Source organism: Actinoplanes sp. NPDC021490 (assembly GCF_055562135.1).
On the sequence record NZ_JBVHFW010000001.1, the window covers coordinates 936336 to 947452 of the forward strand.

General features: G+C 70.1%; 13 protein-coding genes. 7 read left to right on the forward strand and 6 right to left on the reverse strand.

Translation table 11 applies throughout. The annotated features are described in order from the left end of the window. Nucleotides 1–222: 222 nt before the first annotated feature. The 5 genes from ACZ3I4_RS04430 to ACZ3I4_RS04450 form a co-directional block, all read right to left on the reverse strand. Nucleotides 223–399: a hypothetical protein gene (locus ACZ3I4_RS04430; protein ID WP_465380399.1), complete on the reverse strand. Its 177-nt coding sequence runs from the start codon at nt 397–399 to the stop codon at nt 223–225. A 15-nt stretch (nt 400–414) separates the two neighbouring features. Further along, nucleotides 415–1089, reverse strand: coding sequence for an activator of HSP90 ATPase (locus ACZ3I4_RS04435; RefSeq protein WP_465380400.1), 675 nt, complete (start codon nt 1087–1089; stop codon nt 415–417). A 77-nt stretch (nt 1090–1166) separates the two neighbouring features. After that, complete coding sequence (locus ACZ3I4_RS04440; RefSeq protein ID WP_465380401.1) at nt 1167–2021, reverse strand: bifunctional DNA primase/polymerase; 855 nt, start codon at nt 2019–2021, stop codon at nt 1167–1169. Nucleotides 2022–2043: 22 nt separating this feature from the next. Continuing rightward, nucleotides 2044–3081, reverse strand: a complete 1038-nt coding sequence (locus ACZ3I4_RS04445) for a beta family protein (RefSeq protein WP_465380402.1) — start codon at nt 3079–3081, stop codon at nt 2044–2046. A 26-nt stretch (nt 3082–3107) separates the two neighbouring features. Then, on the reverse strand, nt 3108–4421 hold the full coding sequence (locus tag ACZ3I4_RS04450; RefSeq protein WP_465380403.1) for an AAA family ATPase: 1314 nt from the start codon (nt 4419–4421) through the stop codon (nt 3108–3110). A 136-nt stretch (nt 4422–4557) separates the two neighbouring features. Between ACZ3I4_RS04450 and ACZ3I4_RS04455 the strand changes: the two genes are divergently transcribed. The 7 genes from ACZ3I4_RS04455 to ACZ3I4_RS04485 all read left to right on the forward strand — a co-directional run bounded on the left by ACZ3I4_RS04455 (nt 4558) and on the right by ACZ3I4_RS04485 (nt 9932). After that, complete coding sequence (locus ACZ3I4_RS04455) at nt 4558–4938, forward strand: YbaB/EbfC family nucleoid-associated protein (protein WP_465380404.1); 381 nt, start codon at nt 4558–4560, stop codon at nt 4936–4938. Continuing rightward, nucleotides 4931–5245, forward strand: a complete 315-nt coding sequence (locus tag ACZ3I4_RS04460; RefSeq protein ID WP_465380405.1) for a type VII secretion target — start codon at nt 4931–4933, stop codon at nt 5243–5245. The genes ACZ3I4_RS04455 and ACZ3I4_RS04460 overlap by 8 nt, the downstream gene beginning before the upstream one ends. Further along, nucleotides 5242–6405 (forward strand): WXG100-like domain-containing protein, encoded by a 1164-nt coding sequence (locus ACZ3I4_RS04465; protein ID WP_465380406.1) that lies wholly within the window; start codon nt 5242–5244, stop codon nt 6403–6405. Before ACZ3I4_RS04460 ends, ACZ3I4_RS04465 begins: the two co-directional genes overlap by 4 nt. Next, nucleotides 6402–6734 carry a hypothetical protein gene (locus tag ACZ3I4_RS04470; RefSeq protein WP_465380407.1) on the forward strand — a complete coding sequence of 111 codons (333 nt, stop codon included), beginning with the start codon at nt 6402–6404 and terminating at the stop codon, nt 6732–6734. The genes ACZ3I4_RS04465 and ACZ3I4_RS04470 overlap by 4 nt, the downstream gene beginning before the upstream one ends. Nucleotides 6735–7617: 883 nt before the next feature. Next, on the forward strand, nt 7618–8286 hold the full coding sequence (locus ACZ3I4_RS04475) for a hypothetical protein (protein ID WP_465380408.1): 669 nt from the start codon (nt 7618–7620) through the stop codon (nt 8284–8286). A gap of 612 nt (nt 8287–8898) precedes the next feature. Then, a complete protein-coding gene (locus ACZ3I4_RS04480) occupies nt 8899–9189 on the forward strand; it encodes a DUF2795 domain-containing protein (RefSeq protein WP_465380409.1) in 291 nt (96 codons plus the stop codon). Further along, complete coding sequence (locus ACZ3I4_RS04485) at nt 9189–9932, forward strand: SDR family NAD(P)-dependent oxidoreductase (RefSeq protein ID WP_465380410.1); 744 nt, start codon at nt 9189–9191, stop codon at nt 9930–9932. The genes ACZ3I4_RS04480 and ACZ3I4_RS04485 overlap by 1 nt, the downstream gene beginning before the upstream one ends. Here ACZ3I4_RS04485 and ACZ3I4_RS04490 read toward each other — a convergent pair. Further along, nucleotides 9929–11083, reverse strand: coding sequence for a hypothetical protein (locus ACZ3I4_RS04490; RefSeq protein ID WP_465380411.1), 1155 nt, complete (start codon nt 11081–11083; stop codon nt 9929–9931). The genes ACZ3I4_RS04485 and ACZ3I4_RS04490 overlap by 4 nt on opposite strands. Between the last annotated feature and the right edge of the window lie 34 nt (nt 11084–11117).

An 11117-nucleotide genomic window follows, 5' to 3' on the forward strand; every position in this document is an offset into this window, starting at 1 on the left:
GCCCACTTTGCCCAACCGGTCCGCCCAGCCAGCCCACCGTGCTCAACCCACCGCGCCCAGCCCACCGTGCTCAACCCAACGTGCTGGGCCGGTCCAGCCCTACCGCGCTCAGCCCTACCGCGCTCAGCCCTACCGCGCTCAGCCCTACCGCGCTCAGCCTGCCCAGCCCACTGCTCAGCCCTCCCAGCGCACCGTGCTCAGCCCGCGCCCAGCGCACCGTGCTCAGCCCGCCAGCCAGCCCGCCCAGCCGGTCCACTCCGCCCAGCCGGTCCACTCCGCCCAGCCGGTCCACTCCGCCCAGCCGGCCCACTCCGCCCAGCCGGCCCACTCCGCCCAGCCGGCCCGCCACTCCGCCCAGCGCGCCCCACCCAGCCAGCCCGCCTCCTCTGCCCGGCCCACCCCGGGCGGGGATGGTCAGGAGTTGGGGGCCGGGTCGGCTGCTGTCGTGATGTCGGCGTCGGCGGCCATGGGGGTCCATCGCTTGGCCCAGGCCTCGCGCGCTGCCTCGAAGGTGGCGTCGTCGGCGCCGAACATCGAGACGGTCACCTCGAAGCGGCCCGCCGCGTGCTCGTCGAGCGGGTGGTGGCCGGCCAGGACGACCAGGTGGCCATCGCTGTCGACGGTCCAGGCCACCCGCGGCCCGAACCGCTCCCACTCCCCGGTCGTGAGCGTCAGTGCCTGCCGCCCGGTTGTCTCGCCGGTCAGATAGAGCGTGCGCCGCCGACCGCTCGGCCGCTGCTCGAGCAGGAACCGCAACTGGATCAGGAACGCCCGCCATCCCTCCTCGATCGCGTCGTACTGCTCCGGCCCGCCCGGCACGGTGCCCTCGCGGGTCACGCGGACCCGCGCCGACTCGTCGCCGCCGCTCACCTCCAGATAGGACCCGTCGGCCCAGCCCATCCTCTCCGGCGCCCACAGGGTCGCCTCGTCCAGGAAGATCTGCTTGATCTCGGCCTCGAGCCCGTCGTAATCCCATCCGAACCACTGGTGGAGCACGGCCGGCTGCGTGACGGACTCCCAGACTTCGTCCCGCCCCGCCGGCACGGAGATCTCCACGTCGTAAGGCTTCAACTGCCGCACCGGGGTCATGCCCGGACCCCGGCCGCGCTCGAGTCACGTGTGTCGGTCCACTCGGTCATGACCCCATCTTTGGGGCAAGAGCCCTCTTACGCCACATGTCGAGACGCTCCGCTTGCCCCGTCGAACGGCGAACGCCGCCCGGCCGTCAGACCCGAACGCAGCGTGCTCCGGATCTCGGCCCGGCCCAGCCCGGCGAAGCGGGCCGCCTCCTCGAGTTCGCGCACCGTTTCGGTCAGGTCGAGCAGGCCGGCCCCGATAAAACGACCCAACGCATACGCCGCCCGGTTGAGCGTGTCGTTGCGGGCGCCGACCGGGGCCCGGGCGACCCGGTCGGCCTCGGCGACGAGGGCGGCCCGCGCATATCGGCTCGGATGCGCGACCGGACGGGCGCCCGCCAGCGGAGCGGGACCCTCGATCAGCGCGCGCAGGGCGGCCGGGCCGTCGGGCAGCGGCTCGCTCGGGCGGTGCACCCACTGATAGCCGACACCGGAGGCGTGGCGCGACGGCGGCGCCACCACGTAGCCGCCGACCCCGCGCCAGTCGAGGCCGGGCAGCAGGCGCACGCGATTGCCGTAACCCATCGGGTTGAACCAGAAATGCCAGCCGCCACCACCGGTGCGGACCCGGGGACCGGCCGGGAAGTCGCCGCCCAAAAGGTGGCAGAGGCCGTGCCAGCCCTCGGCCGAGTCGACATCGGCGACATCCATCACGACGCCGGTGCGCAGGCCCACGTTGGCCCGCGGCCACTGGGTCCACCACACGTCGAGCCGACGCGGGTCGGTGCTCGCCTCGTGAAGACCGTGCCGCAGGTGCGGATGCTTGCCGGGACGCTCGCATGACACTCCTCTGTCGCAGGTGCAGCCGCCGCGCGGGTCAGGCGCATGCACCGGCAGGACAGGGATGCCATGCCGGGCGTAGGCCAATGCGGCTGTCAGCGACATTAGAACAAGCGTACGACAGTTTTTACTCGATCTTGAGGGTTTGCAGCACGTGCGCGATGTGGTGGGAGGTGCTCCACGACATCCAGCCGGCCGGGCTGCCGCCGCCGTGGGCGATGCGGGCCCGCCGGGCGATCTCGGCGTCGCCCCACGAGAAGCGAGCCCCGGCGGCCGGCCAGTGCGACGAGGTGACCAGCGTGCGGCACAGGTCGTGACAGCGGTCGTCGCTGCGGCCCCCGCGACGCGACCACCGATAGATCCACCAGTTGTGCTCGCCGGTGTAGCGCAGGGTCGGCAACTGGCGGTGCCGTTGGACGCCACGACGGCGTACGGGGGAAGTGACTCCGTAATCCGCATAGCCGATGCCCGGCTCGCCGATGCGGGCCCACACCCGCGCGTCGTGGCGGTCGATCATCACCGGGCGGTCGGTCGGCAGCTCGTCGAGATTGGGCGGCATCGCGCCGGAGGCCACGCTGATCGAGCGCCACGGCCGGCCCCGGGCCCAGCGCAGAATCCGGTGGAGCTGTTCCTGAAAGCGGCTCGCGTGGACCGCGCAGGCCGTCTCGGCCAGGTCGATGAGCAGGTCGACCTCTTCGGCCTCGAGGCCCGCGGCGTGCAGCATCCGATCGGCCAGCGCGTCGGCCTGCCCCGGATTGGCCGCGTCGGCGTGCGGCTGCAGCCGCAGGACGGCCCGGCGCAGGTGCATGCGTGCGGCCAGGCCGTGGGCTGCCAGGCGACGACGGCTTTCGTGTGCCCGCAGCACCGGCAGCATGGCCACGCCCAGGTCGGCGAGCTGCTCGGCCAGGTCGAGCGAGGGCGCCACGAGCGGGTCGGCGGGATCGGGGATCTCGCCGAAGTCGACCGCGAGAGCCCCCGTACGCGGTGGCAGCTCACGGATCAGCGGGAGGATGCCGGGGCCGTCGTCGAGTTCGAGGATCGGCATGACCCGTACGGCCTCGTCCGCCGTCAAATGCGTGAGCGCCGCCAGCTCGCCCCGGCGTGGTCGCAGGATCGGCCGATAGACACTGTCCTGCATGGACGCCGCTGTCGTGAAGACCGCCATTCACTCAACGTAGCGGTAAGTGTCGTTTAAGTGACACTCCCTTTGTGCAAATAGGCAAGAATGGCCTGATTCGCCTCCCAGCCGTCGGGGAACTTCACGGGCACGTTGAGGTGCACCGGCTCGGTCGACGGGTGAGCGTCGAGCAACTCGGCGATGCCCTCGCGGGCCACCACCACGCAGGCGTGCCGATGCCGCGACGTCAGCACGCAAAGACGGCCGGACTCGAGGTGGAAGGCGGTCGCGTCCTGCCGGCCGGAGAGCGGGTGCAGCACGATCGTCAGGTCGTACTCCCGGCCCTGCAACCTGTTTGCCGTGTCGACCGTGACGCCCTTGACCTCGGGCGGAAGCAGGGAACGGATCGTCGCGGCCTGATCGCGGTGGGCGGCGCCGATGGCGATGCGGTCGGCGGTCAGCGCGCCGCCGCCCGACTCCGACGCGGTTACGCCCTCGCGGGCCAGGGCGCGCACGGCGAGATCGGCGCAGGCGGCCGCGGCCTCGGCGTCGGTGCGGATCGTGAAGCGGGCCGGCAACTCGTGCAGGCCCCATCCGGTCGCGGCGGCGGCATCGAGCACGTCGTCGAGCCGGTCTCGGGAGGGACGCCCGAACACCAGGCTGCGGTCGCCCGGGCCGGTGCCCGAACGGAAACCGGTGAAGGGATAGAAGGCCTCGGCGACGACCGGGGCGGCCGTGTGGGGGAGCCGCCACGAGACGGGCAGGCGGTGCACGGGCAGGTCGGGGTTGTGCCGCAGCAGGACGGCGACCGCGCTCTGCATCGGATCCCACGACAGCCCCGTCCAGCGTTCGACGTCGACCGTCGAGAACGGGTCGAGCTGGCCGGGGTCGCCGACGAACAGCGCCCGGAGGAATCGGGGCGCGACCCGGAGCAGGGCGTCCGAGCGCATCTGGTAGGCCTCGTCGACGATCGCCCACGGCCAGGTGCCCTCGGGCACGGTGGCCCACTTTGCGGCGGTGCCGATGGTGACCGCGGGCGTGCCGAGCTCGGCGACCTTGGCCCCGACCCGGCAATTCGGATGGTCGCGGACGCGCTCGCTCGCCTCGTAGTCGACGGCGGAGAGCCGGCCCACGGCCACCTCGGGCGAGCGGGCCCCGAGCCGGGCTATCAGATCGTCGACCTGCTCGTTGGTCTGCGCCACGATCATCAACGGCTCGCCCGCCGCGGCCAGCTCGCCGGCGGCCCGCACGACCAGCGTCGACTTGCCCGCGCCGGGCGGCGAGTCGACCACCACGCCACGATGATCACCCGCACGCAGATCGCGCAGCACAGCCTCGACGACGAGCCCAGCCTCGGCGGCCGGGGAAAGCACCTGTTCCGCATTCACCGGGGCACCGTAGCGCGGGCGGCCGACAGTTTTCGCTGATCATGAGCCGCGTGCCGGAGTTATCCACAGGCCCCCGGAAGGGCTTGCCGGCGGGGCTACGGTGAGTCCCGAGTTCGGCACGGGGAGGTGTTGGTCCATGTTCGACGGCCGTGATCTCGAGGACGCGGAACGCATGATCGACGACTGGCAGGCCGGCATCGAGGCACGCGCGGCCCAGGCCCGCGAGCTGTCGGCACGGCTGGCCGCGGTGACGGCGACCGCCCGCAGCGACGACGGGCTGGTCGAGGTCGCGGTCGGGTCGTCGGGCGACATCGTGCGGCTCGAACTCGGCGAGGGCATCCGCGGGCAGCCCGCCGCCGAGACGGCGCGCACGATCCTGGCCACCCTGCAGGCGGCCCGGCGCGCGCTGACGACTCAGGTCACCGCGGTGACGACCGAGACGGTGGGCGCCGAGTCCGAGACCGGTCGCGCGGTGATCGAGTCGTACACGAGACGGCTGCGTGAGCCCGATGAGTGACCACGTCGGGGTGCGGCCGGGCGAGCTGATGACGCATGCCGCGTCGGTCACGGCGATCGGCGACCGGGTCGGCCGGGCGGCGCAGGCGGGCAGTGCGGTGCGGCCGGGCCCGGAGGCGTACGGGAAATTGTGTCTGATGGTCCCCGCTGTGCTCGGCGCATTGCAGGACACGCTCGTCGACGGCATCACCGCGGCCGCCACGTCGCTGCACGACACGGCGGCACGGCTGCAGGCGACCGCGGAGGGCTATGACGAGACCGACCGGCGCCGGGCCGACGAGTTCGATCGGATCCGGGGCGACCGATGACCGGCCCCGCCAACCCGCTGGTCGCGCCGGTCACCGAGCAGGCGCCGAGCCCGTGGGCGGGCGTGTGGATCGCCGAGGACGTCGAGCTGATCGCCTCCGGCATCCGCGACGGCAGCTGGATCGACGGCACGCTCGGGGTCGTCGGCGGCGGGCTGGACGCGCTGGCTCTGGCCACCGATCCGGCCGGGGCGCTTCTGCAGTACGGCATCGCCTGGCTGATGGAACACGTCAAGCCCTTGTCCGAGGCGCTGGACTGGCTGGCCGGCGACCCGGCCCAGATAGCCGCCCAGGCCCAGACGTGGCGAAACGTCGCGGCGGCACTGGCTTCCGAGGCCGAGACCTTGACCCGTACGGCTAAGGACGAGCCGGCGGAGTGGTCCGGCGCGGCGGCCGACGCCTACCGCACATGGTCGGCAGCCCGCGAACAGTCCCTGCGCACCCTGTCCCGCGCGGCCGACACGATGTCCCAGATGACTGAGGGCGCCGGCGCCCTGATCGGCACGGTCCGCCTGATGATCCGCGACGCGGTGGCCACGGTCGTCTCCCGCCTGATGGTCTACGCCGCCGAACTGCTGGCCACGGCCGGCCTGGCCACCCCGGTGGTCGCCGGCCAGGTCTCCACACTCTGCGCCTCGTGGGCCGCCCGGATCGCCCGCTGGCTCCGAGACCTGCTGTCCAGCCTCCGCCGCCTCGGCTCGGCCGCGGGTGAACTCTCGGAGCGTATAAGGCAGTTGATCGGCCTGAACGCGCGGACCGGCGGTGAGCCGGGCGGGCCACCGCCCAAAACGCCGGAGGGAGAGACGCAACGAAAGCATGAACTCGGCATCGATCCCGCCACGGGTGGCGGTCATCGCAGGTCGGAAGAAGAGACCGCTGTACGTGTCGAGCAGCATCTGGGTATCGAGTTGAGACGGGCACCAGGCGGCAACGTCGACTGGGTCGGCTCGGACGGGAAGACCTACGACGCGGTCGGAAACTTCGATTCCAGATTCTTCGATCGCCAGTGGCCCCGTCTCCAGACTCGAATACTCGATCATGTCGAGAAGGCCGATATGGTGCCCGTCGACGTTGCGCGGTTCACCGAGGGGCAGAAACGGACGGTTCGTGAGTTCATCGCGGACAACCGGCTCGGGCCGCAGGTCTTCACCGTGGGGGAATGATGGCGGGCACGATCAGCCTTGCGCAGGACCGGCGATGGTCCGCGGGCAGCTGGCTCTTCGACTGGGCTGTGGGCTTCCTGGCGGCCAACGTCACCGTCCCGGGTCTTCAAGATGAACTCGAGGAAATCGAGGCGGAGAACCTGGGTTGGCTTGGACTTGGTGACTTCGGGCCTGAGGCCGAGCGTGAGATGCGAGCGCTGATCAGGACGAAGCTGGTGCCTGCGGCCGAACAAGAGTTCCCGTCCGAGATGGCCGATCGCGAAGGCGCGCTCGGCCTCCTGCGAGCCTTGGCGGCGATGTCTGAGCTGCGCGAGGGCCGGGAGATCTGACTCACCCGGCGAAAGCGGTGCTGAGGAAATGCGCCTTCGCCGGAAACCGGTGCGGATTATCGGGTTGCCGAGGGCTGAGCGCTTGGTGGGTGGGGGTGTTGCGGCGTTCGGTGGGGGTGAATGAATTTGGCTCAGCCGGTGGGGGAGTGGGTGACGGCTGCGTGGCGAGTGATTCTGCGATGGCGCGCGTGCAGGAATGGATCGCCGTGGGATAGCTCACAGTGGTTGATTGGTTACTTGATGTTGTCTTGCGGTGAAGGTTCCGGGCGGAGGCTTGGTTTCTCTGGGTTACCGGTTCCGGCTCCGTCGCGTGTGGACGGTGGGGCGTGGAGGGTGACGTTGGGGGACTGGGAACGGGCGAAACGGGTCTATGGCACGTATCCCCATTGGGAAGAGTGGCACTGACGGAAATCCGACAACGGTCCGGTCGGGGGCGCACTAGCGTTGATGGCCGGATGGGGTTGACTGCGTCGTCGCGGGCTGTCGGCCGGGAGTGTTTGATCTCGCGAGTGGGTGGGGTCACGTACGGGGTGCCGGCGGTTGAAGGTTGGGGAGTCGCAGGTCGGGGCACATTGGATCGTCACTGTGAGTGGATGTTTGCGCGCTGGTCACCACCCTGAAATATGTGAGTGATTTACTGGTTCCACGGGGTGAAAAGCGAAGCCGACATGCAACTTGCACGTGCGGTTCGCCGTGCAAGTTGCATGTTTCGCAAGTTCCTGAGCTGCTGCTCCATCGTCGTGGCTGGCTTTTGATCGTTTCGCTGGATTTCATTCACGGGCGTTTTTGGGATCTAGGAAAGTGCACCCTTCCAGTCGATCACCGGAAGTGGAACTCTTCTAGCCAGCAGTAACGCCAGCGACACGGACGGTGGTGGTAACGAATGCGCCCAGACGTTCTGGTCGGTCCGAGCGAGTGGGTAGTCGAGCAGTTCGGCGACAAGGTTGCCGGCGAACTGTGGACCCGGGTGCCGGAAGCCTTGAGCACCGCGATCGAGCGCGAGATCCACGCCCACTCCGCGATGACGCAGACCCTGGAACGAGTGATCGCGAATCCGCGATGGCCGCTTCCCTATGAGGAACTCGTTCTCTTCCTGGGCACGCTCCCGGGTGCTGAGATCATCTCTGTTCCCAAGTCGGTGTACCAACTGGTCGTGATCAACGGCCATGTGGTGGTGCCGTGGTGCTACGGGCAGTCCGCCCGTGACTCGATGCTCGACGCACCCGTCGGGCGTTCCTTCGGGCGGCTCACCAGGGAGTTGCTGCGCCGGTTCGGCCCGCCGTGGCGCCGGTCGCAGGCCGAGGCTCCGCTGCCGCTCGACGCCGTCGACGAACGCGAAGTGGCGAAGATCTGCGCCGCGATCGCGCAGATCGACCCCAAGCCCGAGGTGGTCATCGCCGGGTTTGCCGGAGCACCCAACCTGGGTCTGCTCCGGGCCTGCCTCGGCGAGATCAAGTCCACCGACAACGGCTCGCTCAACTGGAGCCACATAGACGACCTGCCGCTGCCTCCACCGGTCATCCCGCGCCCGCGGCGCATGCAGTTCCCCTGACGCACCGAAAGTCCAGACGCGCACCTGCCGGTCTCCGGAGGTGCGCGTCCTGACGTCCGGGCTGGACGTGGCGGCTGTCGGAGACAAGCCCGTTTCGCCGATTGCGGCAACATGGCGATGGATCGAAGCGGCCGGGACGCCGCGAGAGTGAGTCGTTGCCGTTGGATGGAACGCTCATCGCCTGGAGCCGGGCGATGCCGCCGAGCCTGGCGATGCCGCTGAGTCGCGGCGGGCCCGCGTAGGAGCGGGCGCTGGGGTGATGCCGGTTCTCGGAGCGGGTGCAGGCGATGAGCGGGCACCGAGGTGATGCCGGTTCTCGGAGCGGGTGCAGGCGATGAGCGGGCGCTGAGGTGATGCCGGTTCTCGGAGCGGGTCCAGGCGATGAGCGGGCACCGAGGTGATGCCGGTTCTTGGAGGGAGTCCGCGTAGGAGCGGCCGCAGGATGACGCCGGATTCAGACCAGCGTGGCCGACGCCGAGCCAGGACTGGACCCAAGTAAGAGCAGAACGCCACGATGGTTCTGGCTGGACCGCGGAGAGCAGGACGCCGGCGCGTACGCCATGCGTGTGGCGCCCGGTTTCGTCCGGGAAGGGCAGGGGCACTTCGCCGGACATGGACAGGGAAAGCGACAAGCACAGCACGCGAGTTGAGAAGGTGCAGGGCGCAGGTGACGCCAGTCCGGTCCTGAAAGACGGCGAAGACGGCGAAGGCGAAACTGACGACCTCAGCCGGTTCGGGCGGTACATCGGGCGGGCGGCGCTTCCGGGGGATCGTGCGAAGCTGCATCACAGCGCCAAGACGCTGCTGGCTCCCGATGATGTGCTGGCCGACATCGACAGTCTTCCGGCCGGGCGGGAATTTCACACGGTCGCGGAGATCTGGGCTGCCCTGGGGCGGCGCTGATGTCAATTGTGGTGACCGGTGGCGGCCGCGGGATCGGCCGGGCGATCGTGGAGCGGCTGCTCGAAGACGGCCACCGCTTGGTCGTGGTCGAGTTCGAAGAGCACGCCCTGGACTGGGCGGCGGGACGGCTTACGCCGATCATCGGTGATGCCGCGGACGAGAGGGTGGTCGCGCGCGCGGTCGAGGCGGCCGGTGAGCTGGCCGGCTGGGTCAACAACGCGGCGGTGTTCCCGGGTGGATGGCTGCACGAGATGCCGGCCTCCGAGGCGGGCGCGTTGATTGCTCGGAACGTCGACCCGGTGCTGGCCGGGTGTTTGGCCGCCGTCCGGGCCTTCCTGGCCGCCGGCACGCCGGGGTCGATCGTCAACATCTCGTCGCACCAGGCGCAGCGGGCGGTTCGCGGCGCCTTCGCCTACGCGACGGCCAAGGCCGCGATCGAGGGCCTGACGCGGGCGCTTGCGGTTGATTACGGGCGTCATTCCGTACGGGTGAACGCTCTGGCCCTCGGCTCGATCGGCACCGAACGGTCGGAGGCCCATCTGGCCGCCCTCGAACCGGCCGAGCGGGACGGATTCGACCGGGAGATCCGGCTGCTGCAGCCCCTCGGACGCATGGGACACGCCAGCGAGGTGGCCGAGGCGGCCGCGTTCCTGCTGTCCGACCGCTCGTCGTTCATCAACGGGGCGATCATCCCGGTCGACGGGGGCCGCTCCGCCGTGGGACGCGATCCGGAAGAGGTCTAAGGCTGCTGGACGAGGTACGCCGTGGAGAACGGTTCCCGGCGGGCCCGCATGTCGGCGTACGCGGTCAGGATCAGCGGGGTGACCACCACGCCGGAGGCCACCGAGAAGCCGGCCGACACCACCGCCAGGAACAGGTCGACGCCCGTGCCCGCGGTGCCCAACGGGTCGACGATCTTGGTGAAGATGCCCTCGACCACCCCGAACGCGATGTAGAAGCCGAAGATCGTGGCGATCCGCCCGAGCGCGGCTCCGAAGTTGGCGTGGAACAGCTCGAAGACCCGGCCGACGGCCTGGCCGCGTTCGAGCAGGACGACCGCCGGCAGGATCACGAAGACCATAGCCAGGTAGATGCCGGGCAGGATGCAGAACAGCAGGCCGACCAGGATCATCAGGCCGGCCACGAGCTGCCAGCCGAGCAGCGGGAAGAAGCGTCGCAGGCCGTTGCGCAGGGCCGTGCCCACCGAGACCGGCCGGCCGGTGGCCCGCTGCACCAGAATGTCGAGCGTGGCCAGCTGGCCGACCATGCTGAGCACGACGGCGGCCAGCGTGAACGGCAGCACCCACAGGAGCGGCGTGATCAAGTCGCCGAACGAGGCGTTCTGCGCATCGATCTCGACGGTGGATTCGGGTGAGATGAAGGCGGCGGCGATACCGACGGCCAGCAGCGGGATCGCCCAGATCATCTGGACCAGGGTCATCGGCTGCCAGACGGCCGCGAGCAGGGCGAAGCCGCGCCGGAACCATCCGGCGTAGTCGGGGCTGACCAGCGGATCCTGCGGGCCGGCGTAGTAGCCGGAGGGAAGGCTGTAGCCGGGCGGCGGCCCGTAGGCGTTGGGGTCGTATCCGGGAGGACCAAAACCGTACGCCGGAGGGCCGTAGCCCGGGTACGGGGGCGGCGCCTGGTTCGGGTCGCGATAGCCCTGCCAAGGGTCCTGCCCCGGCGGAATCTGTGCCGGCGGCTGCCCATAAGGATCAGCAGGCGGCGGAGGATAAGCGGGCCGCGGAGGGTCAGTGGGCCGCAGAGGATCGGCGGGCGGCGGAGGATAAGAAGGGAAAGAGCCAGACGGCGGATTCCCGTACGGGTCCGAGGGCGGCTGAGACCGGGGATCCGGGCGGTCCTCGTCCGGCCTGTCCGATGCGTTGTCGCTCACGTTCTCCCCGTTCCCGTCAATGATCAGCGGTCAC

What these genes read in the sequence shown, in the direction of transcription:
- ACZ3I4_RS04435 (WP_465380400.1), bottom strand. Translation starts at nt 1,089, where the DNA reads ATGACCCCGGTGCGGCAGTTGAAGCCTTACGACGTGGAGATCTCCGTG.
- ACZ3I4_RS04440 (WP_465380401.1), bottom strand. Translation starts at nt 2,021, where the DNA reads ATGTCGCTGACAGCCGCATTGGCCTACGCCCGGCATGGCATCCCTGTC.
- ACZ3I4_RS04445 (WP_465380402.1), bottom strand. Translation starts at nt 3,081, where the DNA reads ATGGCGGTCTTCACGACAGCGGCGTCCATGCAGGACAGTGTCTATCGG.
- ACZ3I4_RS04455 (WP_465380404.1), top strand. Translation starts at nt 4,558, where the DNA reads ATGTTCGACGGCCGTGATCTCGAGGACGCGGAACGCATGATCGACGAC.
- ACZ3I4_RS04460 (WP_465380405.1), top strand. Translation starts at nt 4,931, where the DNA reads ATGAGTGACCACGTCGGGGTGCGGCCGGGCGAGCTGATGACGCATGCC.
- ACZ3I4_RS04465 (WP_465380406.1), top strand. Translation starts at nt 5,242, where the DNA reads ATGACCGGCCCCGCCAACCCGCTGGTCGCGCCGGTCACCGAGCAGGCG.
- ACZ3I4_RS04470 (WP_465380407.1), top strand. Translation starts at nt 6,402, where the DNA reads ATGATGGCGGGCACGATCAGCCTTGCGCAGGACCGGCGATGGTCCGCG.
- ACZ3I4_RS04475 (WP_465380408.1), top strand. Translation starts at nt 7,618, where the DNA reads ATGCGCCCAGACGTTCTGGTCGGTCCGAGCGAGTGGGTAGTCGAGCAG.
- ACZ3I4_RS04480 (WP_465380409.1), top strand. Translation starts at nt 8,899, where the DNA reads ATGGACAGGGAAAGCGACAAGCACAGCACGCGAGTTGAGAAGGTGCAG.
- ACZ3I4_RS04485 (WP_465380410.1), top strand. Translation starts at nt 9,189, where the DNA reads ATGTCAATTGTGGTGACCGGTGGCGGCCGCGGGATCGGCCGGGCGATC.